We start from the raw sequence: 22,288 nt of genomic DNA on the forward strand, positions 1-22,288 counted from the left end.
TTACGCCGCCACGGTGGTGTAGTGCGAGGCGTCGCCCTCGATCGAGTAGCTCTCCTTGCCCTCGACGCCGGCCGGGACGTCACCGGCGACCGTCACCCGGTGCAGCCGGCGCGGCTGCCCGTCGTAGTTGTCGACGGCGTAGTGCTGGGTGATGCGGTTGTCGAACAGCACCAGCTGGCTTTGCGACCAGCGCCAGCGCAGGACGTTCTCCGGACGGGTGACGTACGCCTGGAGCAGTTCCAGGACCTTGCGGGACTCGCCCACCGACAGGCCCGTGATCCGCTGGGCGAACCCGCCGATGAACAGCCCGCGTTCACCGGTCAGCGGGTGGACGCGGACCACCGGGTGGGCCGTGCGGTACTTGATGGAGGTGAACCGCGCCCGCTGCGCGGCCTGCTCCTCGTCGATCTCCTCGGCAGGCACCGCGTAGTCGTGGTCGTTGGTGTGCTCCGCCCACAGCGTGTCGGCGAAGCGGCGCAGCGGCTCCGGCAGGTCGCGGTAGGCGGCCGCCGCGTTCGCGATCAGGGTCTCGCCGCCGTACGACGGGACGGTGAGCGAGCGCAGGGTGCTGGCCTGCGGCGGGTTGAGGACGAAGGTGACGTCCGTGTGCCAGTGGTTGGCGCGGCCCCGCTCGCTGTCCACGGGCAGCACGTTCGGGGCGCCGTCGACGGCGCCGACCGTCGGGTGGGCGGTGGTGAGCTCGCCGAAGTGCCGGGCGAAGGCCTGCTGGCCCGCGTCGTCCAGGTCCACCTCGTCGAAGACCAGCGCCTTGTGGACGTTGAGGGCCTCGCGCAGCGCGGCGACGTCCTGCGCGGCGAGCGGCCGGGCGATGTCGACACCCGAGACACGGGCGCCGATGCGTGCGGTGACCTTGGTGATCTCCAGGGACATGGGGGTTCCTTTCAGGCGAGGGCGGGAGCGGGGGCGAGGTACTGGTTGGCGGGGCGGGGCAGGCCGTAGCGCTCCCGCAGGGTCTGCCGGCGGCCGTACCCGGTCCGCAGCAGTCCCCGGGCGCGCAGGATCGGGACGACGTGCTCGACGAAGGCGTCGAGGCCCGAGGGCAGCACGGCGGGCATGATGTTGAAGCCGTCGGCCGCTCCCTGGGTGAACCAGGTGCCGATCTGGTCGGCGACCTGCTCGGGCGTGCCGGCGAAGGTGAGATGGCCGCGTCCGCCGCCGAGCCGGCCGATCAGCCCGCGGACGGTGAGCCGCTCGCGCCGGGCCAGCTCCACCACGAGCGAGTAGCGGCTCTTCGCGCCCTCGATCTCCGACTCGGGCGGCAGGTCGGCGGGCAGCGGCGCGTCCAGTTCCAGGGTGCCGGCGGGCAGTTGGAGCAGGTTCTCCAGGCGGGCCACCCCGTGGTCGTGCACGATGTGGTCCTCCAGCAGCCGCTCCGCGGCCCGCGCCTCCGCCTCGGTGGAGCCGAGGACGGGGACGATCCCGGGCAGCACCTTGATGTGCTCGGGGTCCCGTCCGGCCCGCGCGGTCAGGGACTTGAGGTCGGAGTAGAAGGCCCGGGCGCCGGCGAGGGTCTGCTGGGCGGTGAACACCGCCTCCGCGTACCGGGCGGCGAAGCGCCTGCCGTCCTCGCTCGATCCCGCCTGCACCAGCAGCGGGTAGCCCTGCGGGGTGCGGGGCACGTTGAGGGCGCCCGCCACACTGAAGTACGTCCCCCTGTGCCGGGGCGGGTGGATCTTGCTGTCGTCGCCCCAGACGCCGGCCGCCTTGTCGGCGACGACCGCGTCGTCCTCCCAGCTGTCCCACAGCTTCAGGGCCACGTCCAGGAACTCGGCGGCGCGGGCGTACCGCTCGGCGTGCGCGGGCTCGGCGTCCAGGCCGAAGTTGCGGGCCGCCTCGGCGCCGGCCGTGGTCACGATGTTCCAGCCCGCCCGGCCGCCGCTGACGATGTCCAGGGAGGCGAACCTGCGGGCCAGGTTGTAGGGGGAGTTGTAGGAGGTGGAGGCGGTGGCGATCAGGCCGATGTGCTCGGTCGCCGTCGCCAGCGCGGTCAGCAGGGTCAGCGGCTCCAGGGCGCCGGCCGGGCGCTGGGCGAGGTTGTTCCACAGCTGCGGGCCGTCGGCGAGGAAGAGGCTGTCGAAGGTGCCGCGTTCGGCGGTCCGCGCGAGCCGCACGTAGTGCCGCAGGTCGACGTGCGCGTGCGGATCGCTCTCCGGCAGTCGCCACGACGCCTCGTGGTGGCCGGTGTTCATCAGGAACGCGTTCAGGTGCAGCCGGCGGGTCATGCGTGGTCCTCCGTGACGCCGAGGGCGGCCAGCAGCCGCTCCCGGTACTCGCCCAGCACCGGCTCGCGGTAGGAGCGCGGGTGGGGGTGGTCGATGGTCAGGTCGAGGCCGATCCGGCCGTGGTCGAGGACGAGGACCCGGTCGGCGAGCACGATCGCCTCGTCCACGTCGTGGGTGACGAGCAGCACGGAGGGCCGATGGCGCTCCCACAGCTCGCGCAGCAGGTGGTGCATCCGGATCCGGGTGAGCGCGTCCAGCGCGCCGAACGGCTCGTCGGCCAGCAGCAGTTCGGGCTCACGCACCAGGGAGCGGGCGAGGGCGGCGCGCTGGGCCTCACCGCCGGACAGCTCACCGGGCCAGGCCCGTTCGCGTCCCCCGAGCCCCACCTCCGCGAGGGCGGCCCGGCCGCGTTCCCCGGCGTCCTGGCCGTCCAGGCCCAGCAGCACGTTGTCCAGCACCCGGCGCCAGGGCAGCAGCCGGGAGTCCTGGAACACCACGGAGACCCGCTCGGGCGCGGTGAGCCGCCCGGACCCGCTCACCCCGTGGTCGAGTCCGGCGACGGCCCGCAGCAGGGTGCTCTTGCCCGACCCGGAGTGCCCGAGCAGGGCCGTGAACTGACCGGCGGGCAGGTCGAGATCGATGCCGTCGAGGACGGTACGGCTCCCGAAGGACCGGGTCAGGCCCCGCAGCCGGACGGCGGGACGGGTCAGCTGCTCAGTGTGCGGCGCCACGACAGCACCCTCCGTTCGACGAGACGGACCACGCTGTCGGAGATGAGGCCGAAGACGCCGTAGATCAGCAGGCCGACCAGGATGACGTCGGTCCGGCCGTAGTTCTGCGCCTGGAACATCATGTAGCCGAGGCCGCTGGTGGCGTTGATCTGCTCCAGCACCACCAGGCTCAGCCAGGAGCCGGTCACACCGAGCCGGAGTCCCACGAAGAATCCGGGCAGCGCGCCGGGCACCACGACCTGGCGGACGAAGGCGAACCGCGACAGGCCCTGCACCTCGGCGAGTTCGACGTACCGGCTGTCGATCCCGGTCAGCGCGGCGTGCGTGTTCAGATAGATCGGGATGTAGACGACGATCGCGATGACGGCGATCTTGAAGGTCTCCCCGATGCCCAGCCAGAGGATGAGCAGCGGGATCAGACCGAGGGTGGGGATCGCCCGGTTGAGCTGCACGGTCCCGTCGATCAGCGCCTCGCCGGTGCGGCTGAGCCCGGAGGCGAGCGCGAGCAGCACCCCGGCGGCGAGGCCGATCACGAAGCCGTACCCGGCCCGCTCCAGGGAGGTCAGCACGTCGGTGGGGAGCGTGCCGCCGGTCCACAGCCGTCCGGCGGTCCGCAGGACCGTCCAGGGCGCGGGGACGGCGGCCGGGTCGAGGGACCCGGCCGCGGAGGCGGCGGCCCACAGGGCGAGGAACGCCAGCGGGCCGATCAGCCGGGCGGCGGGCAGCCGGCGGCCGGGGGAGAGGCGTCGGCGCCGGCGGACCTGGGGAAGCTCCCCGGCCGCCGTCGCCGGTACGGCGGTCGACGTGGTCACGGCGGTCATTTGCGGTACTCCTCGGGTACGGCCCTGGCGGCGATCGGCTCGAAGCGGTGGTCGAAGAGCGAGGAGACGTCGAACCTCTTCACGAACCCGCCCTCGGCGAGCAGATCCGCGGTCTCCTGCTCCCACCTGATCGCCTCGCCCCAACCGGGCGGGAACAAGGGCTTGTTGGCCAGCTCGGTGATGCTCCGCGCCTGCGCGGGGGTCAGGTTCTGCGTCTTGACGTAGAACTGCTCGTTCCACGCGTCCGGGTGCTCGTACGCCCACACCTGGCCCCGCGCCCACTGCGGGATGTACGCGGCGACCGCGGCGGCCTTCGCCGGGTCGTTGAGCACCGACTGCGGTGCCCACAGCAGGTTGAGCAGGTCGACGACGTCGGTGTCGATGGTGCGGGCGCCCTTCGCCTCGTACTGCTTGAGGTAGGCGGGCGCCTGGCTGATGGCGAGCGGCGCCACGTCGACCTGCCCGGACTGCAGGGCGGTGAGGAACTGGTTGCTGGTCAGCGGGACCAGCTTCACCTGGTCGTAGCCCAGGCCCGCCTTCTTCAGCGCCCGCAGCAGGACGACCCCCTGCGCCTGGCCCTGCGAGAAGGCCAGCCGCGCGCCCTTGAAGTCGTCGACGGTGTGGATGTCGCTGCCGGGCCTGGTGGCGAAGAGGTAGTTGGGCCTGCGGGTGAGGTCGATCGCCACGATCTTCGCGTCGTAGCCCTGGTAGTGCGCCTGGATCGGCGGGATGCCCGCGTTGTCGGCGAGGTCCAGCGACCCCGCGCGGAAGGCGTTGATGACATCCGGGCCGGCCCCGATGTTCGGCCAGTCGGACACCGTGAAGGGCAGCGCGGGCAGCTTCGCCAGCCTGAACTGCAGCTGCTGCTGGCCCAGATAGGAGGCGATCTTCAGGCGGGTGCCGGCCGGGACCTTGTCCGCGAGCGGCGCGGTCGCGGCGCCCTTGGCGTCGGCCGAGGCATCGCCCTTGGCGCAGCCGCTGAGACCCGCCACGGCGGCGGACGCGCCCAGCACGGAGGTGAGAAAGGTACGACGGTGCATGGGAGTACTCCCAGGAGTCAAAAGACGGAAAAGCGGAAGGAATTCCGGTGGGAAAGGCCCGGCGAAGGAAAACTCACACAGCGGGAAACACGCGCTTCACGCGCGGCAATGTGTCAGCAACAGAAGGTGCGACAGCTGGTGAGGGGGCTCATGACCAGGATGTTCTCGGCCATGAGCGCCCCCTGTCAACATTCCGAGTTTCTGAATTAAATAGCCTCAGGCCACGCGCCCAGCGGATCCCGGAACAGCGCGTCGAGGATCACCGAGCCGCCCGCCACCGCGAGCACGGAATCCGGGAAACTCGTCGGTGTCACCGCCGCGGACCGGTGTTCCCCGACCGCCTGGCGCAGCGCGTCCAGGCAGTCCTCGAAGTGGACGACGCCCACCTCGGTGACGACGACGGTCTCCGGGTTGAGCACGTCGAGCAGCAGCCCGGCGGCCCGCCCGGTCGTCCGGGCCCGCTCCACCAGCAGCCGCCGGGCCAGCGCGTTCCCGGCCGCCGCGGCCGCCACCACGTGCATCGGGTTGGCCGAGTCGATCACCCCGGCCGCCCGGGCCCGCCGGCACAACGTCCCCTCGCCCAGCTCCACTTGGAGGCACCCGGTACGGCCGCACGCGCACGGCTCGACGCCGCCCGGCACCGGCAGATGGGCGATGGCGCCGGCCGCGGACCGGGGCCCGTGGTGCACCTCGTCGTTGGTGGCGAAGGCCGCGTCGACCATGTTGCCCACGAACAGGTGCAGCATGCTCCGGCTGCCCCGGGCCCGCCCGAACAGCCGCTCACCGTTCACCAACGCCCGCGCGTGCCCGTCCACATGGACCGGCAGACCGGTGCGCGCGCCCAGCAACTCCCGCACCGGCACCTCGCGCCAGCCCAGCAGCTCGTGCTCGACCACGCAGCCCGTCTCCCGGTCCACCCAGCCGCCGGCCGCGACCCCGACGCCCAGCGGCCGGCGGCCCGGTGCCGCGTCGAACAGCGCCGTGAGCCCCTCGGCGGCCCGGGCCAGCACCCGGCCGGGGTCGGTCCGGTCGTGCTTCAGCTCCCGCGCCGCCACCACCCGGCCGCGCAGATCGAGCAGCGCGACCGTGGTGTACGGCACGGCGAGGTGCACCCCGCCCACCACGAACCGGCCCTCGTCCAGGTCGAGGGGCACGTGCGGGCGGCCCACCCCGCCCGAGCGGCGGGGCACGGCGGACTCCCGGATCAGGCCGAGTCCGGCGAGCCGGGCACAGTGTTCGGTGACCGACGCGGGCGAGAGCCCGGTCAGCCGGGCGACGGTGCTGCGCGCCACCGGCCCGTGTTCGAGGACGGAGCGCAGCACGAGGCTGGCGCTGGTGCGCCGCCGGTCGCTGTCGGCGGCGCGCGGAACGGGGGAGGCAAGGGTGGATGCCGCGGTACGGGGCATGAAGAACCGTCCTGGGGAACGGGGCCGACACGTCGCGGAAGGCAGCGGGCGCGCCGGAGACCGCCGCTACCTCGGACGGCGACAGGTGGCCGTGCCCTGGCGTCGCAGGTCGACGTAGCGACGCGAGGTGAGGTACCGGGCCTGGGCAACCATGCGTCCGAAGCTAGCAAAGCGCCCCCGCGCTGCCCAGACGGCGACCGACGGGCGAGACGGGCTCCCGCGGGGCTTTGGTGATTCCCTACAGATCTGGTGCGGGGTCGGGGAGTGAGCTGGACGTCCCCACCTCCGTGACGGGTATCACGCCTGACCCCGTGTAAGCGGCATGCTTTGTACGAAGGTCACGAAGGCGCCGCTCGACCCTTTGTCGAGCGCCGACGGTGATCGGTTCGAGGGTGCTGGGATAGCGTCGCGATGTTCCGACGTGTCCACACCACACCGTGGAGTCCCCATGAGCACCGCCACCGTCACCGCCCGTCCGGGCGCCGTCCTCGCCGACCTGCTGCCCGCGTCACGTGTCCGTGACGTCGCCCTCGTGCTCGGCGGCGCCGTGCTCACCGGCCTCGCGGCCCAGCTGTCGGTGCCCGTGCCCGGCTCCCCCGTGCCGGTGACCGGTCAGACGTTCGCCGCGCTGCTCGTGGGCACCGCGCTCGGCGCCCGCCGCGGCTTCCTCTCGCTCGCCCTGTACGCGCTCGCCGGTGTGGCCGGTGTGCCGTGGTTCGCGGGCGGTGCCTCCGGCGCGGGGTCCGTCTCCTTCGGCTACGTCCTCGGCATGCTGCTCGCCTCCGCGGCCGTGGGCGCCCTGGCCCGCCGCGGCGCCGACCGCTCCCCGCTGCGCACGGCGGGCACGATGGTCCTCGGCGAGGCGATCATCTACGCGGTCGGCGTCCCGTACCTGGCCCTGGCGGCCCACCTCTCCCTCTCCCAGGCCGTCGCCGCCGGCCTCACCCCGTTCCTGATCGGCGACGCCCTCAAGGCCGCCCTGGCGATGGGCGCCCTGCCCGCCGCCTGGAAGCTCGCCGGCAGGCGCTAGGCGCCCACGCCGTAGACACGCAAGAGGCCCGTCGGGCCGAGGTGATCCTCGGCCCGACGGGCCTCTTGCGTGTGTGGGGTCAGCCGGTGGTGACCTTCTCGGGCTCCTCGACGGTGGGGGCCGCCGTGCCGCGGCGGGACTGGACCGCCTCCTTCACGAAGGCGATCACCACCACGGCCACCGCCACGGCCACCGACAGGATCACGGTCTTGAAGCCGCTGCTCGGTCCCTCGGTGTCGGTCAGCATGTAGCCGAGGACGAACACGATCAGCGCGGCCGTGGCCCAGGTCAGGTACGGGTACAGCCACATCTTCACGACGAGCTTCTCCGGCGCCTCGCGCTGGATGATCCTGCGCATCCGCAGCTGCGAGAAGCAGATGGCCAGCCACACGAACAGGGCCACCGCACCGCTGGAGTTGAGCAGGAAGAGGAAGACGGTGTCCGGGTACTTGTAGTTGAAGAAGACCGCCAGGAAGCCGAAGACGACCGAGGACAGGATCGCCGCCATCGGCACGCCCCGGGAGGTGGTGCGGGCGAACGCCTTCGGCGCGTCACCGCGCTGGCCGAGCGAGAAGGCCATGCGGGAGGCCGTGTAGAGGCCGGAGTTGAGGCAGGACAGCACCGACGTCAGCACGATGACGTTCATGATCTCGCCGGCGTGCGCGATCCCGAGGGAGTTCAGCGCGGCGACGTACGAGCCCTGCGACTGGATGGTCGGGTCGTTCCACGGCACCAGCGAGACCACGATGAGGATCGAGCCGAGGTAGAAGACGCCGATGCGCCAGATGATGCTGTTCGTGGACTTGGTGACCGCACGCTGCGGGTCCTCGGACTCGCCGGCCGCCAGGGTGGCGATCTCGCTGCCCATGAAGGAGAAGACGACCAGCAGCACACCGGTGAGGATCGAGCCGGGACCGTGCGGCAGGAATCCGCCGTGCTGCGTGAGGTTGCCGAAGGAGGCCTTGTCCGCGTGCACGCCGGGCAGGACGCCGAAGACGGCGAGCAGGCCGACGACGATGAACGCGCCGATCGCCACGACCTTGATGCCGGCGAACCAGAACTCGAACTCGCCGTAGGAGCCCACCGAGACCAGGTTGGTGGCGGTGAGCACGGTCATGACGATGAGGGCCCAGCCCCACTGCGGCACGGCCGGTACCCAGCCCGCCAGGATCTTGGCGCCCGCGGTCGCCTCGACGGCGAGCACGACGACCCAGAAGAACCAGTAGAGCCAGCCGATGGAGAAGCCGGCCCAGCGGCCGAGCGCCCGGTCGGCGTGTGCGGAGAAGGAGCCGGAGGTCGGGTTGGCGGCCGACATCTCGCCGAGCATCCGCATCACGAGGACGACGAGGGTGCCGACGAGGGCGTAGGACAGCAGAATGCCCGGGCCCGCCGTGGCGATGCCCGAGCTGGAGCCGACGAAGAGTCCGGCACCGATCACACCGCCGATGGCGATCATCGTCAGGTGGCGGTTCTTGAGTCCTGCTTGAAGTCCGGAACCAGGGGTCATGGACGGAATTCCTTTGCGCCGGTGGAGCGGTTCCCGTACGAGCGGGGGGTGCCGTTGTGGGGCGAGGTACGGGGATTCGCACGAGCGGTGTACGAGTTGGTCCAGTGAATCCGAGGCGATCGAATTCGGGAACCTCTGAATCCGGATTGTTACTTGAGGTTTCCTTGAGGTTCTATGGTCTGGCTCACAATCGCGTGTGCCCGTCCACGGCGCCTGGGGTGCCGCCACCCGGGGCTGCTGCCCGTAAACAGCCGTGTCACACTCGTTCCATGCGCGTGTATCTCGGCTCCGACCATGCGGGCTACGAACTCAAGAACCACCTCGTCGAGTGGCTCAAGGCGGCGGGGCACGAGCCCGTCGACTGCGGGCCGCACATCTTCGACGCCCAGGACGACTACCCGCCCTTCTGCCTCCGTGCCGCGGAGCGGACGGCCGCGGACGCCGACGCCCTCGGCATCGTGATCGGCGGCTCCGGCAACGGGGAGCAGATCGCCGCGAACAAGGTGAAGGGCGTGCGCGCCGCGCTCGCCTGGAGCGAGGAGACGGCCGGTCTCGGCCGCCAGCACAACAACGCCAACGTCGTGGCCGTGGGTGCCCGTATGCACAGCACGGAGGAGGCGACGAAGTTCGTCGAGGTGTTCCTCGACACCCCGTTCTCCGGTGACCCGCGTCACATCCGCCGCATCGACATGCTCTCGGCGTACGAGACGACGGGCGACCTCCCCCCGATCCCGGCGCACCACCCGCAGCCGTAGCGAGCCCGCCCACCCGGTCCGCCCGCCGAGCGAGGCGGGCGGACCGGGTGGGAGAGACAGGAAAGGACAGCGCAGCCTTGCCGGAAGGGCACACGATTCACCGGCTGGCCCAGGACTACGCCGAGCGCTTCCGAGGCACGGCACCCCGCGTCAGCAGCCCGCAGGGCAAGTTCTCCGACGCGGCCGCTCTTCTGGACCGCGCCGAGCTGACCGCCACCGAGGCCCACGGCAAGCACCTCTTCCTGCGCTTCCGGGACGCCGACTGGGTCCACATCCATCTCGGCCTCTTCGGCAAGGTCGGCTTCGGCACGGTGCCCGCGCCCCCGCCCACCGACACCGTCCGGCTCCGGCTCGCCAACGACACCGCCTACGTCGACCTGCGCGGCCCCACCACCTGCGCGCTGATCACCGGCACCGAGAAGCAGGCGGTGCACGCCCGCCTCGGCCCCGACCCGCTCCGCGAGGACGCCGACCCGGCCGAGGCGTACCGGAAGATCGCCCGCAGCCGCACGACGATCGCCGCGCTGCTCATGGACCAGAAGATCGTCGCCGGCGTCGGCAACGTCTACCGCGCCGAGGTCCTCTTCCGGCACGGCATCGACCCCTACCGGACCGGCAGGCAGATCACCGCCGGCGAGTGGGACGCCATCTGGGGCGACCTCGTCGGGCTGATGCGCGAGGGAGTGCGCAGGAACCGGATCGACACCGTCCGGGACGAGCACACACCGGAGGCCATGGGCCGCCCGCCCCGTGTGGACGACCACGGCGGCGAGGTGTACGTCTACCGCCGGGCCGACCGGCCCTGCCACATCTGCGGCGACGGGATCCGCACCGCCGGCCTTGCCGCCCGCAACCTCTTCTGGTGCCCCACCTGCCAGCGCCGGTGACCTCGTGAGGCGACCGGAAAGGTGCGCCGCGAGCCTTCCGGCAGATCTTTCCGGTCACGGCACCGGGGTCTAGAAGCCGTGCGGCAGCCAGGGCGCCACCGGTGAGCCGAACGCCACCGACGCCTCCGTGAGCGCCCCGGCCCGCAGCTCCCGCACCCGCCCGGCCGACGCCAGCGACAGCAGGGACACCCCGCCGAGGTAGGCCGCCCCCAACTCCCGCACCGTCAGGGAGAGTTCGGGCGTGTCCGTCGTACGCTCGCAGGACGCGCCCTTCGGGTCCCCGGTCAGCCGCCACCGGCCCGTGTTCCAGGGACAGAAGGTGTCCTCGACCTCCAGCACGACGTCCACCGGCGCCTGGTACGTACGGGCCGCGAGCGCCGCGCCGACGTCGACGAGCCGGACGTAGCAGTCGTCCCGCAGCCGCGGCCGGCAGCGGCGGGTGTCGGAGACCCGGTACTGCCAGCCGTCGTCGACCGGCCGCCCGTCCACCGACAGGGTCGTCATCAGGTCGACGCCGAACAGGAAGCGCCACAGCGCCGCCTCGATCACGGGATCGAGCGCGGCCACGTCCCTCAGCTTCAGCGTGCCGTCGTGCCCGCTCTCGCCCCAGCTGAGCTTGGTGCGGAAGCGGGCGTACCCGGTCACCCGTCCGTCCCGCTCGGCGACCACGCACTGGAGCGCAGACGCCCCGTCGCGCCAGCTCTCCGGGTCGAGCACCCCGGCCCGCTCCCAGCCGGGCCGCCGGGCCAGCATCCCGGGCCGCAGCGGCACCAGCTCCGCGTACACCGCCTCGCAGGCGTCGAGGACGTCGGCGGGCGCCGCGTATCGCAGCCGGACCTCCTCGGTCCCGGCCTGCGGCGACAGGGTCACCCGGCCGGTGTCGATCTCGGCCGCGATCCGGAAGGTCGCGGCGCCGTACCCGAAGCGGCCGTAGATCGCGGGCTCGGACGCGGTCAGCAGCGCCAGCGGCTCGCCCAGCGCGCGGACGTCGTCCAGCTGGCGGCGCATCATCGAGGTCAGCACCCCCCGGCGGCGGTGCGTGGCCGCGACGGCGACCATCGTCACCCCGGCCGCCGGGACCGAGGCCCCGCCCGGCACGGTGATCCGGAAGCTGAACGCCCCCGCCGTGCCGACCACCTCGTCCCCGTCCCACATGGCGAGGGAACGGTCGAACTCGGTGAGGGACCTGTCCAGTTCGCGCTCCTCCTGCGGCGCGGCACTGGCACCGAAGGCGCGGTACAAGGTGTCGTACCACCGGTCCCACTCGGACTCGCGCAGCACCCTCAACTCGGTTCCCCGGTCAGTCCCCATGACCCATGCCTAGCAGCGCATCGCGGGACGAGCCAGTCAATTTCTCCCGGTCGGCGGCGCGAGGGCCGCCGGTGCCGTTCACTGTGAGGACCACATGAGAAGTCGAGCCCCGCACGGGGGACAAGTGGGACCTCCCGTGCCAAGCGGCCGGTGCGATGGATAGGGTCCCGAACTAATGGCAGCAGGACGAGAGCGGCGCGCGAAGGCCGAGACGTTCACGGCCCGGTGGCGCATGCTGTGGCACCGGGCCCGCGTCGGGCTGCGCAGAAGTGCCGTCGACTACTTCCGCGGCGACGGTTCCGACTGGATCGCCTTCGCCGGTCTGCTGCTGACGATCCCGGTCCTCGCGGCCATGACCCTGGCCGACTCGGTGTGGTGCTCCCCGGCCACCCTGGTGCTGCCGATCGTCGCGGGCGGACTGCTGCTGCGCCCGGCCAGCCTGCTCGGCCTGTACGCGACGGGCGCCACCGCGCTGATCGTGGAGTCCGTGCGGCTCGGCCCCTACACCGAGGGGCCCTCCCGGGTCACCCCGGGCGTGGTCCTGGTGGTCGCCGCGTGCGGCTTCTTCGGCCTGCTGACCGCACAGTTCCGCAGCCGGGTCGGGGTGCCCTGGCGGCGCGGCGGCACCATGCTCTTCGACCTGCGCGAGCGGATCCGGGTGCAGAGCAAGCTGCCGAAGCTCCCGCAGGGCTGGCACCACGAGATGGCGCTGCGGCCCGCGGGCGGCCAGTCCTTCTCGGGCGACTTCGTGGTGGCCGCCCGGACGAACGGCGGCCGCACCCTCGAGGTCGTCCTCACGGACGTGTCCGGCAAGGGCATGGACGCCGGGTCGCGCGCCCTGCTGCTGTCGGGCGCCTTCGGCGGCCTGCTCGGCTCGCTGCCCCCGCACGCCTTCCTGCCGGCGGCCAACGGCTACCTGCTCCGCCAGGACTGGGACGAGGGCTTCGCCACCTCCATCCATCTGGTCCTGGACCTCGACTCCGGGGACTACGAGCTGTACTCCGCGGGCCATCCGCCGGGGCTCCAGCTGAGCGCGGGCAGCGGGCGCTGGGAGGAGAAGGCGGCCGAGGGGCCGCTGCTCGGCGTGTACGACGGCGCCCAGTTCGACCCCGTGAAGGGCTCGCTGCGCCCCGGCGACGTGCTGATGCTGTTCACGGACGGCCTGGTGGAGACCTCCGACCGCGACATCGTCGAGGGCATCGACCGGCTCACCGGCGAGGCCGATCGCTATGTCGCCGGCGGCTTCCACGGCGCCGCCTGGCACCTGATCGAGGCGGTCGCCAAGGACGTCAACGACGACCGGGCCCTCCTCCTGATCTGCCGCGAGTCCTCGGCGATCCCCCGCTGACCGGTTCGCCGACGCCCGGCCCCCTGGGCCGTACCGCCCGGTCCGGGGGAGACTCGGGGGGTGACCGAGACACCTGTGATGCTCACTCTCGCCGAGGTCGAAGCCGTTGCGCGGGCGGCCCACGAGGGGCAGACCGACAAGGCGGGGCGGCCGTACGCCGAGCACCTCGCGGCCGTCGCGGCGGGCGTGCGCGCCCGTGGCGGGGACCCGGAGCAGATCGCCGCGGCCTGGCTGCACGACTCCGTCGAGGACGACGCGCTGACCCGCGACTGGCTGGCGGCCGCCGCCCTGACCCCGCGCACCAAGGCCATCGTGGACGCCCTCACCAAGCGGCCGGGGGAGGGGCCGGCGGCCTACGCGCGGCGGATCCGCGCCGTCCCGGGCGCCCGGCTGGTGAAGGAGGCCGACCTGGCGCACAACGCCGACCCCGGGCGCCTCGCCGTCCTGGACGAACCGACCCGGAAACGACTGACCGAGAAGTACGCACGGATGCGCGCACTCCTCGGTCCCGGGCCGGACTAGCTCAGACGGCGGCCGTCGCCCGCTCGCCCCGCTGGCGCTCGCGGGCGAGTTGGGCGGCGTCCTGCTTGAACGCCCACTCCATCCGCGGCTCCATCGCGAAGCGGAACACCCGCTGCACGGGCGGGGTGCACAGCAGCGTGACGGCCGCGCCCGCGAGCAGGGTCACCAGGATCTCGCCGAGCGGGCGGTGCAGCGAGGCGTGGTCGAACCAGCCCCGGTAGTCGGCGAACTTCACCAGGAAGCCGTGCAGCAGATAGCCGTAGAGGGTGCCCGCGCCCAGCGCCGTGAACCACGTCCTGCGTCCCGGGACCCACGAGAAGAAGCAGGCCGTCAGCAGCAGCGAGCAGCCCATCATCGCGAGCGTCATCACCGGGCCGCACCACCAGGGGGCGCCCAGCTCCTGGGCGGAGTCGCGGTGGTAGAACCACGCGGTGTTCATGCGCGGCACCGCCCACCAGCCGAACAGCAGCGCCGCGGCGAACACCGGCACCGCGGCGATCCGCACCGAGCGGCGGCGCACCAGCCGGAAGTGCTCGGGCTTCAGGCACAGGCCGAGCACGAAGTACGGCAGGAACTGCAGCACGCGCTGGAGGTCGAGGTCGTCCCCGATGTTCGGCGTGACCGACGCCAGCATGGCGACGCCGAGGGCCACCGGCAGCGGCCAGCGGACCAGCTTCCAGATCGGTGTGGTCAGCCGCCAGATGAACAGGGCGCACAGGAACCAGGTCAGGTACCAGGGATCGAGGAGGCTGATCTCCTCGTGGGAGCCGACGACGAGGTTCTTGAACAGCGGGTACGCGGTCTCGAAGAGGACGTACGGCACCACGACGCCGGTGAGGAGCCGCTTGAGCCGGTCCGGGCGCATGTCGAAACTGCGCGAGAAGAAGCCCGAGATGATGATGAACGCCGGCATGTGGAAGGCGTACACGACGGTGTACACGCCCTCCAGGATCCGGCTGTCGCCCTTCAGCGGCTCCCACGAATGCCCCATCGCCACCAGCACGATGGCCAGGTACTTGGCGTTGTCGAAGAACGCGTCGCGCTGTCCGCCGGGTCTGTCCGGCTTCGCCTGCCGCTCCTGCGTGCGCAGCGGGGTGCGTGGACCGGGCACTCCGTCCACCGGCGACTGTGCCGGGGGGAGCGGCCCTGGGTTCTGGCCGGGGGACGAGGCGGCGTCAAACATCTCAGGCACCCTAGCGTCGTCTGTGGGATTTCGTAAAACTCCCGCAGTCTTTCCTGGTTATCGCCTTCGGGTACCCCCTGATTTAACGAACTTGCCTCCTCTGTCTACGTGATGATGCGCACACAGAAGCCCTTCATTCACCCATGATGTCCCGATTCATCCCCTCTAATTAGGGCATACGGCACCTCTGTGCCATCAATTCGAATTACCTGCGCACGGGATGTGTGGACACGGAAACGAAGTCGCGTAATTCCTGGTGGAGTCGTGGGTGGGCGCCCGTCGAATTACCGTGCGGGGCGTCGCCCGCCCCGGGACACGCGCCCGACATCCTGTCAGCCGCCGCATAGAGCAGCCGGGTTGGTGGCACGATGGTTCTGGCGGGGGTGCGCGGGCTCGTACCTCCGGGCCGGGAGAGGGACCGACCGAGGGTGTGATCAGTTGTGGCCATTTCACTGTCTGTGGTGCTGCTGTTGGCGATCATCCTGGTGGTGCTGATCCGAGGGGGGAACATCAAGGCCGGTCCGGCCATCGTCGCGATCCTCTTCGGCTTCTTCCTCGCCTCGACGGGCATGGCGCCGTCCATCGACCGCTTCCTGAACTCGATAGCGGAGTCGATCAACTCGATCAAGTTCTGACCCGCTGAGTCGACGGGGGGCGCACGGGCCCGCCGCCGCGCCACCCGGATCCGAACCGAGGGCCGCCCGGGGCGGCGGCACGGGCACGGCGCACCCCGCCCCACCGCCGGCCCGCGCTGAAGGCCGCCCGCGGCCGCCACGCGGCCGCCACCGTGCTCCACACCGTCCCGCTTCACGCCGCCGGGCTCCGCACCGCGGGGCTTCACGCCGTCCGGCTTCACTCGTGCGGGGGACATCCGCCGCCGCGATCAGGGCGCACATGGCCACCGTGGACGGCCGCGAAAGCCACGGAAGGCAGGAAGGCGCGGACAGCCGAGGAAGCCAAGGGCGGCCGCGAAAGCCACGGACGGCCGAGGAAGCCGAGGGCGGCCGCGAAAGCCACGGACGGCCGAGAAAGGTGCAGAGGCCGACCCCGTCCCGCGGGGTGCCCCCGCCGGCCCGGCCCCGTCGTCCGCCTCCGCCCCTGCCGCAGCTCACCCCGGCCGCCGTCCCCTCCGCCATCCGGGAGGTCCGCTCCCCGGGCCTGCGGCACCTGCGCAAACGGCCAGGGGCCCGGCCCCGCCGAAAGCGGAACCGGGCCCCTGGGCCTCTCAGAGCGGGCGACGGGAATCGAACCCGCGTAGCTAGTTTGGAAGACTAGGGCTCTACCATTGAGCTACGCCCGCACCACTGCGCCGCAGGTCGGTGACCGCGGCACTGCAGGCATCGTAGCGGGTCGCCCGCCGCTGAGGCCAACGACTACCGCCACGGAGACACCACGCGCGCCGCCTCGGAGAATGCGGCCGACGCGGTGGGCCCGGCGATGTACCCTACGTCTCGCACCAGACGGGGTGTGGCGCAGCTTGGTAGCGCGTCCGCTTTGGGAGCGGAAGGCCGTGGGTTCAAATCCCGCCACCCCGACCACCGGCGCGCGACGCCCCGATGATCGCCTTTTGGGGCGCTGACCGCCTGCGGTTACTATGCAAGCTGCGCGCCCGTGTGTCCCGGCCCACTCGGCCTACGAACTCCCCCGGGCGGCGAAATCCGCCGGACCAGTCTGGCTCCGGCAGAACCCGAGAAGTCAGCCACAAGGAGACCGAACCGTGAAGAGCGCCGTGGAGACCCTGAACCCGACCCGGGTTCGGCTCACTGTCGAGGTGCCCTTCGAGGAGCTCAAGGACAGCCTCGACGCGGCGTACAAGAAGATCAACCAGCAGGTCACGGTGAAGGGCTTCCGCAAGGGCAAGATCCCGGCCCGCGTCATCGACCAGCGGTTCGGTCGCGGTGCGGTGCTGGAGGAGGCGGTCAACGACGCGCTCCCGAAGTTCTACACCGAGGCGGTCAACGAGGCCGAGCTCAACGTGCTGGGCCAGCCCGAGGTCGACATCACCGAGCTGAAGGACGGCGAGACGCTGAACTTCACCGCCGAGGTCGACGTCCGTCCCGCCCTGGAGATTCCGGACTACTCCGGCATCGAGGTCGAGGTCGACGCCGTCGAGGTCACCGACGAGGACATCGAGAAGTCGGTCGAGCAGCTGCGCGAGCGCTTCGCCTCCACCTCGCCGGTCGAGCGTGCCGCCGAGGACGGCGACGTCGTCACCATCGACCTTGAGGCCAAGGTCGACGGCGAGGTCCTCGAGGACGGCATCGCCAACGGCGTCTCCTACACCATCGGCTCCGGTGAGCTGCTGGACGGTATCGACGACGCCGTCAAGGGCCTGTCCGCCGACGAGGAGGCCACCTTCACCTCCGAGCTGAAGGGCGGCTCCGCCGCGGGCAAGGAGGCCGAGGTCTCCGTCAAGGTCACCCAGGTCGCCGCCCGCGAACTGCCCGAGCTGGACGACGAGTTCGCGCAGCTCGCCTCCGAGTTCGACACCCTGGAGGAGCTGAGGGCCGACAGCCGCAAGCGCCTCGCGAACATGAAGCAGTTCGACCAGGCCACCCAGGCGCAGGAGCGCGTCCTGGAGAAGCTGCTCGAGCTGGTCGAGGTCCCGGTCCCCGAGAAGCTGCTCGAGGACGAGGTCAACACCCGCAAGCACAACCTGGAGCACCACCAGCTCGGCCAGATGGGCCTCACCCTCGACAAGTACCTGGAGATCCAGGGCAAGACCGCCGAGGAGTTCGAGACCGAGACCCGCGAGGCCGCGGTCAAGGGCATCAAGACCCAGTTCGTCCTCGACGAGCTGGTCAAGAAGGAGCAGCTCAACGTCAACCAGGAGGAGCTCACCGAGCACCTCATGCGGCGTGCGGCCTCCTCCGGCATGTCCCCCGACCAGTTCGCCCAGGCCGTCGTCGAGGGTGGCCAGGTGCCGCTCCTCGTCGGCGAGGTCGCCCGCGGCAAGGCCTTGGCCGTCGTGGTCGAGGCCGCCACGGTGAAGGACACCAACGGCGAGGTCGTCGACCTGGACGACGAGGAGGAGGAGACCGAGGCCGCCGAGGCGTCGGAGACCTCCGAGGAGAACGCCGAGGGCTGAGCGGCCCCGCGGCGCCTCTGAAGCGCGTACGACGGGCCCCCGGGACTGTGTGCTCCCGGGGGCCCGCGTCGTACCCCCGGGACCCGCCCGGCCGAACGCGGAACCGTTCCCGCGGGGGGAAGCCGGACCGGCCGCCTGCAAGGCCGGCGGCCCGTCCGCCGTGTGCCGCTCCGTCGCGGGGCGCGACCGGCCGTACACGGCCCGCGAGCCCGGTGGGGGCCGCTCCGCACCCCCCGGATCCGGACCCGGCCCCACCGCGGAGCCGCTACGCCCCCGGCGAACACCCCCATCTCCGGGATTCCCCGAAGGGGCCTGAGCGTTAGGGTCCATGAGTACGGGGGCAGGGGAGTCTCCTGAAACCCCCGCCAGCCCCCGGCAGGACGACGTGAGACGGCCCGGCGCCGTCGTAAGACGAGCAGGTGGATACGTGACGAATCTGATGCCCTCCGCCGCCGGCGAGCCTTCCATCGGTGGTGGCCTCGGCGACCAGGTCTACAACCGGCTGCTCGGCGAGCGGATCATCTTCCTCGGCCAGCAGGTTGACGACGACATCGCCAACAAGATCACCGCACAATTGCTGCTCCTCGCCGCCGACCCCGACAAGGACATCTACCTCTACATCAACAGCCCCGGCGGCTCGGTGACGGCCGGCATGGCGATCTACGACACCATGCAGTACATCCCGAACGACGTGGTCACCATCGCCATGGGCATGGCGGCCTCCATGGGCCAGTTCCTGCTGACCGGCGGCGCCGCGGGCAAGCGATTCGCCCTGCCGCACGCCGACATCATGATGCACCAGGGCTCCGCGGGCCTCGGCGGCTCGGTCACGGACATCAAGATCCAGGCCGAGTACCTGCTGCGCACCAAGCGGCGCATGGCGGAGCTGACCGCCCTGCACTCCGGCCAGACGTTCGAGACGATCACCCGCGACGCCGACCGCGACCGCTGGTTCACCCCGGAAGAGGCCAAGGAGTACGGTCTCATTGACGAGATCATCACGAACGCCTCGGGTGTTCCGGGAGGCGGTGGCACCGGTGCCTGACCGGCCCGGCCACGCCACGCACCGCCACGACCCCAGCCTCCAGAACGCCACCAGGACGGTGAACCCCATGACCAACTTCCACGGCGCCGCCAGCGGCATGTACGAAGGGCCCCGCCCCGACAACCGCTACGTCATCCCGCGCTTCGTCGAGCGCACCTCCCAGGGCATCCGCGAGTACGACCCGTACGCGAAGCTCTTCGAGGAGCGCGTGATCTTCCTGGGCGTCCAGATCGACGACGCCTCCGCCAACGACGTGATGGCGCAGCTGCTGTGCCTGGAGTCGATGGACCCGGACCGGGACATCTCGATCTACATCAACAGCCCCGGTGGCGACATGACCGCCCTGACGGCGATCTACGACACGATGCAGTTCGTGAAGCCCGACATCCAGACGGTCTGCATGGGCCAGGCGGCCTCCGCCGCGGCGATCCTGCTGGCCGCCGGCACCCCGGGCAAGCGCATGGCGCTGCCGAACTCCCGTGTGCTGATCCACCAGCCGGCCGGCTCCACGGGCCGCGGTCAGCTCTCCGACCTGGAGATCATCGCCAAGGAGTTCACCCGGATGCGTGAGCAGCTGGAGAACATGCTGGCGAAGCACTCGAACCAGCCGATCGAGAAGATCCGCGAGGACATCGAGCGCGACAAGATCCTCACGGCCGAGGAGGCGCTGGAGTACGGCCTCGTCGACCAGATCATCTCCACCCGCAAGCTGAACAACGCCGAGGTCCGCTGAGGCGGAGCGGCGCACTTTGTGCCCCTCTTGGCGGGGTTCACGTCAAAGTGAACCCTGCCAAGGGGGGCCCGAACACCGGGCCCGGCAAGGTACCGTCGGACATAAGGCAGCACCAGGAGCCGCTGGACCCCAGTGTCCAGGCGTCTCCCAGGCGAAGGGGAAGCACACCGTGGCACGCATCGGTGACGGCGGCGATCTGCTCAAGTGCTCGTTCTGCGGCAAGAGCCAGAAGCAGGTCAAGAAGCTCATCGCAGGGCCCGGTGTGTACATCTGCGATGAGTGCATCGATCTCTGCAACGAGATCATCGAGGAAGAGCTCGCGGAGACCAGCGAGGTGCGCTGGGAGGAGCTGCCCAAGCCCCGCGAGATCTACGAGTTCCTCGAGGGCTACGTGGTCGGCCAGGAGGCCGCCAAGAAGGCCCTGTCGGTCGCGGTGTACAACCACTACAAGCGGGTCCAGGCGGGCGAGAACGGCGGCGCGAGCGGCCGTGACGACGCCATCGAGCTGGCGAAGTCCAACATCCTCCTGCTGGGCCCCACGGGCTCCGGCAAGACGCTCCTCGCGCAGACCCTCGCGCGCATGCTGAACGTCCCGTTCGCGATCGCCGACGCCACGGCGCTGACCGAGGCGGGCTATGTGGGCGAGGACGTCGAGAACATCCTCCTCAAGCTGATCCAGGCCGCGGACTACGACGTCAAGAAGGCCGAGACCGGGATCATCTACATCGACGAGATCGACAAGGTGGCGAGGAAGAGCGAGAACCCCTCGATCACCCGGGACGTCTCGGGCGAGGGCGTCCAGCAGGCCCTGCTGAAGATCCTCGAGGGCACCACCGCCTCCGTCCCGCCCCAGGGCGGCCGCAAGCACCCGCACCAGGAGTTCATCCAGATCGACACGACGAACGTCCTGTTCATCGTGGGCGGTGCCTTCGCCGGCCTGGAGAAGATCATCGAGGCCAGGGCGGGCGCCAAGGGCATCGGCTTCGGCGCGACGATCCTCTCCAAGCGCGAGCTGGAGTCCAAGGACGTCTTCGAGGACATCATGCCGGAGGACCTGGTCAAGTTCGGCATGATCCCCGAGTTCATCGGCCGTCTCCCGGTGATCACCTCGGTCCACAACCTCGACCGCGAGGCGCTCCTGAAGATCCTGGTGGAGCCCCGCAACGCGCTCGTGAAGCAGTACCAGCGCCTCTTCGAACTCGACGGTGTGGAGCTGGACTTCGAGCGCGAGGCGCTTGAGGCCATCGCCGACCAGGCCATCCTCCGCCAGACCGGCGCCCGCGGACTGCGCGCCATCATGGAGGAGGTCCTCCAGGGCGTGATGTACGAGGTCCCGTCCCGCAAGGACGTCGCCCGCGTGGTCATCACCGCCGACGTGGTCCTCTCCAACGTCAACCCGACCCTCATCCCCCGCGACGCGCGCGGCCGTGGCTCGGGCGAGCAGAAGACGGCGTAACCGCCACCGGCGTACGGAAGGGGCCCCGGTCGACCGACCGGGGCCCCTTCGCGCGTCCTGCGGCCGTCAGGCCTTGACGCGGACGTCGTTGCGCAGCTTGGCGGCCGTGTCCGCGAGGTCCTGCATGCTCGCGCCCTTGCCGGACGCCAGACCGGCCACGTCGAACGAGAGGACCATGGCGACGGTGCTGTGGTCGCCCCAGATGCAGATCGGCACGGCCACGGTCTTCGGCAGGCCGGATCCCGCGCTGTTGTTCGTGACCTGGCTCTCCTGGCACTTCATGATGCCGTTGCTGAAGCCCGACGGGGACATCGTCTCCGGGGAGCCGACGAGCTTGCCCTTGGTCTGGTCGCCGCTGGTCTGCTTCTCGGACTCGGTCTTCATCTTGGCGAACATCGCGTCGACGGTCGCCTCGGGGTCCTTGATGGTTCCGTACGCGCCCTCGAACGACAGGCTCTTGGCCGTGAGACCGCTGCCCGCCTTGTAGCCGGCCTGCACGCCCTTCGCGTCCTGGACCCCGGCCGTCTTGAAGTTCGCCATGTCCTCGTCGCTCACCGAGGAGCCACCGCCCTCGTCGGCGGACTGGGTGTACTGCCCGCCGAGGACCGACTGCGGCGTGATCAGCTTGTGCGGGCCGTCGTCCGCGACGCTAGCGCCGCCGCTGCCGCCGATGAGGAAGTACGCCGCGACCGCGATCACCGCCACCACGGCGACCGCGACGATGACGAGGGCCGTCTTCTTGCCGCCGCCGCCCGACTGCGGCGCCTGCGGCATGCCGTAGGGCTGCTGGCCGTAGGGACCCGGCTGCTGGCCGTATCCCGGCTGCTGCGGCGCGCCCTGCTGCGGGTAGCCGTACCCAGGCTGCTGAGGTGCCTGCTGGGGGTAGCCGTAGCCGGGCTGCGGAGCCTGCGGCTGCTGGCCGTACGGACCGGGCTGACCCGGCTGCGGCTGCCCGTAGGGCCCCGGCTGGCCGTACGCACCAGGCTGCCCAGGCTGGCCGTAGGGACCCGGCTGCTGGGGTGGCTGGCCGTACGGGCCCGGCTGGTTGTTGCTCATTTCTGGGTTCCCCCTAGGACGCTTATGTGTTCCTGACATCCTGGACCAGGCCCGGAAACCGCACGGCACCGGGGGCCGCACCGTTACAGAACAAACGCGTTTCGGGACCGCCCCGTGACACCTCTA

General features: G+C 71.1%; 20 protein-coding genes and 2 tRNA genes. 11 read left to right on the plus strand and 11 right to left on the minus strand.

Going from position 1 to position 22,288, the window contains the following annotated elements; translation table 11 throughout:
• From ACZ7FF_RS00330 to ACZ7FF_RS00355, 6 genes are all read right to left on the minus strand, one after another.
• Positions 1-891 (minus strand): TauD/TfdA dioxygenase family protein, encoded by an 891-nt coding sequence (locus ACZ7FF_RS00330; protein ID WP_470808213.1) that lies wholly within the window; start codon positions 889-891, stop codon positions 1-3.
• A gap of 11 nt (positions 892-902) precedes the next feature.
• Positions 903-2,243 carry an LLM class flavin-dependent oxidoreductase gene (locus tag ACZ7FF_RS00335; protein ID WP_470808214.1) on the minus strand — a complete coding sequence of 447 codons (1,341 nt, stop codon included), beginning with the start codon at positions 2,241-2,243 and terminating at the stop codon, positions 903-905.
• Positions 2,240-2,974 carry an ABC transporter ATP-binding protein gene (locus ACZ7FF_RS00340; RefSeq protein WP_470808215.1) on the minus strand — a complete coding sequence of 245 codons (735 nt, stop codon included), beginning with the start codon at positions 2,972-2,974 and terminating at the stop codon, positions 2,240-2,242. The genes ACZ7FF_RS00335 and ACZ7FF_RS00340 overlap by 4 nt, the downstream gene beginning before the upstream one ends.
• Complete coding sequence (locus ACZ7FF_RS00345) at positions 2,950-3,795, minus strand: ABC transporter permease (RefSeq protein WP_470808216.1); 846 nt, start codon at positions 3,793-3,795, stop codon at positions 2,950-2,952. Before ACZ7FF_RS00345 ends, ACZ7FF_RS00340 begins: the two co-directional genes overlap by 25 nt.
• Complete coding sequence (locus tag ACZ7FF_RS00350) at positions 3,792-4,835, minus strand: ABC transporter substrate-binding protein (protein WP_470808217.1); 1,044 nt, start codon at positions 4,833-4,835, stop codon at positions 3,792-3,794. Before ACZ7FF_RS00350 ends, ACZ7FF_RS00345 begins: the two co-directional genes overlap by 4 nt.
• A 206-nt stretch (positions 4,836-5,041) precedes the next feature.
• Entirely contained in the window at positions 5,042-6,241 is a 1,200-nt protein-coding gene (locus ACZ7FF_RS00355; RefSeq protein ID WP_470808218.1) for an ROK family protein, read from the minus strand.
• A gap of 448 nt (positions 6,242-6,689) precedes the next feature.
• Here ACZ7FF_RS00355 and ACZ7FF_RS00360 point away from each other — a divergent pair, with 448 nt between their 5' ends.
• Complete coding sequence (locus tag ACZ7FF_RS00360; RefSeq protein WP_470808219.1) at positions 6,690-7,271, plus strand: biotin transporter BioY; 582 nt, start codon at positions 6,690-6,692, stop codon at positions 7,269-7,271.
• 79 nt (positions 7,272-7,350) lie between these two features.
• On the opposite strand, the gene ACZ7FF_RS00365 is transcribed toward ACZ7FF_RS00360, so the two are convergent.
• Positions 7,351-8,778 (minus strand): amino acid permease, encoded by a 1,428-nt coding sequence (locus ACZ7FF_RS00365; protein WP_470808220.1) that lies wholly within the window; start codon positions 8,776-8,778, stop codon positions 7,351-7,353.
• A 269-nt stretch (positions 8,779-9,047) separates the two neighbouring features.
• On the opposite strand from ACZ7FF_RS00365, the gene ACZ7FF_RS00370 reads away from it, so the two are divergent.
• Both ACZ7FF_RS00370 and ACZ7FF_RS00375 read left to right on the plus strand, forming a co-directional pair.
• A complete protein-coding gene (locus tag ACZ7FF_RS00370) occupies positions 9,048-9,533 on the plus strand; it encodes a ribose-5-phosphate isomerase (RefSeq protein WP_470808221.1) in 486 nt (161 codons plus the stop codon).
• Positions 9,534-9,610: 77 nt separating this feature from the next.
• A complete protein-coding gene (locus ACZ7FF_RS00375) occupies positions 9,611-10,420 on the plus strand; it encodes an Fpg/Nei family DNA glycosylase (RefSeq protein WP_470808222.1) in 810 nt (269 codons plus the stop codon).
• A gap of 69 nt (positions 10,421-10,489) precedes the next feature.
• On the opposite strand, the gene ACZ7FF_RS00380 is transcribed toward ACZ7FF_RS00375, so the two are convergent.
• The gene (locus ACZ7FF_RS00380; RefSeq protein ID WP_470808223.1) at positions 10,490-11,731 is read right to left on the minus strand and encodes a GNAT family N-acetyltransferase; all 1,242 of its coding nucleotides are present in this window, start codon (positions 11,729-11,731) and stop codon (positions 10,490-10,492) included.
• A 175-nt stretch (positions 11,732-11,906) separates the two neighbouring features.
• Between ACZ7FF_RS00380 and ACZ7FF_RS00385 the strand changes: the two genes are divergently transcribed.
• Both ACZ7FF_RS00385 and ACZ7FF_RS00390 read left to right on the plus strand, forming a co-directional pair.
• A complete protein-coding gene (locus tag ACZ7FF_RS00385; RefSeq protein ID WP_470808224.1) occupies positions 11,907-13,079 on the plus strand; it encodes a SpoIIE family protein phosphatase in 1,173 nt (390 codons plus the stop codon).
• A 78-nt stretch (positions 13,080-13,157) separates the two neighbouring features.
• A complete protein-coding gene (locus ACZ7FF_RS00390; protein WP_470809540.1) occupies positions 13,158-13,601 on the plus strand; it encodes an HD domain-containing protein in 444 nt (147 codons plus the stop codon).
• A gap of 1 nt (position 13,602) precedes the next feature.
• Here the strand turns inward: ACZ7FF_RS00390 and ACZ7FF_RS00395 are convergent, their stop codons facing one another.
• Positions 13,603-14,712 (minus strand): acyltransferase family protein, encoded by a 1,110-nt coding sequence (locus ACZ7FF_RS00395; RefSeq protein WP_470808226.1) that lies wholly within the window; start codon positions 14,710-14,712, stop codon positions 13,603-13,605.
• A 512-nt stretch (positions 14,713-15,224) separates the two neighbouring features.
• Here ACZ7FF_RS00395 and ACZ7FF_RS00400 point away from each other — a divergent pair.
• On the plus strand, positions 15,225-15,419 hold the full coding sequence (locus ACZ7FF_RS00400; RefSeq protein WP_470808227.1) for a hypothetical protein: 195 nt from the start codon (positions 15,225-15,227) through the stop codon (positions 15,417-15,419).
• A gap of 594 nt (positions 15,420-16,013) precedes the next feature.
• On the opposite strand, the gene ACZ7FF_RS00405 is transcribed toward ACZ7FF_RS00400, so the two are convergent.
• A tRNA-Gly gene (locus tag ACZ7FF_RS00405) sits at positions 16,014-16,084 on the minus strand.
• Between the two features lie 161 nt (positions 16,085-16,245).
• Between ACZ7FF_RS00405 and ACZ7FF_RS00410 the strand changes: the two genes are divergently transcribed.
• The 5 genes from ACZ7FF_RS00410 (at position 16,246) to clpX (ending at position 21,106) form a co-directional block, all read left to right on the plus strand.
• A tRNA-Pro gene (locus ACZ7FF_RS00410) sits at positions 16,246-16,322 on the plus strand.
• 179 nt (positions 16,323-16,501) lie between these two features.
• A complete protein-coding gene (tig, locus tag ACZ7FF_RS00415) occupies positions 16,502-17,872 on the plus strand; it encodes a trigger factor (protein ID WP_470808228.1) in 1,371 nt (456 codons plus the stop codon).
• A 439-nt stretch (positions 17,873-18,311) separates the two neighbouring features.
• Positions 18,312-18,917 (plus strand): ATP-dependent Clp protease proteolytic subunit, encoded by a 606-nt coding sequence (locus ACZ7FF_RS00420; RefSeq protein ID WP_397987296.1) that lies wholly within the window; start codon positions 18,312-18,314, stop codon positions 18,915-18,917.
• Between the two features lie 67 nt (positions 18,918-18,984).
• On the plus strand, positions 18,985-19,650 hold the full coding sequence (locus ACZ7FF_RS00425; protein ID WP_470809542.1) for an ATP-dependent Clp protease proteolytic subunit: 666 nt from the start codon (positions 18,985-18,987) through the stop codon (positions 19,648-19,650).
• Between the two features lie 169 nt (positions 19,651-19,819).
• Positions 19,820-21,106: an ATP-dependent Clp protease ATP-binding subunit ClpX gene (clpX, locus tag ACZ7FF_RS00430; protein WP_470808229.1), complete on the plus strand. Its 1,287-nt coding sequence runs from the start codon at positions 19,820-19,822 to the stop codon at positions 21,104-21,106.
• A 66-nt stretch (positions 21,107-21,172) separates the two neighbouring features.
• Here the strand turns inward: clpX and ACZ7FF_RS00435 are convergent, their stop codons facing one another.
• The gene (locus ACZ7FF_RS00435; RefSeq protein ID WP_470808230.1) at positions 21,173-22,162 is read right to left on the minus strand and encodes a hypothetical protein; all 990 of its coding nucleotides are present in this window, start codon (positions 22,160-22,162) and stop codon (positions 21,173-21,175) included.
• Positions 22,163-22,288: the final 126 nt, after the last annotated feature.

It is taken from the genome of Streptomyces sp. NPDC037126 (assembly GCF_055605965.1).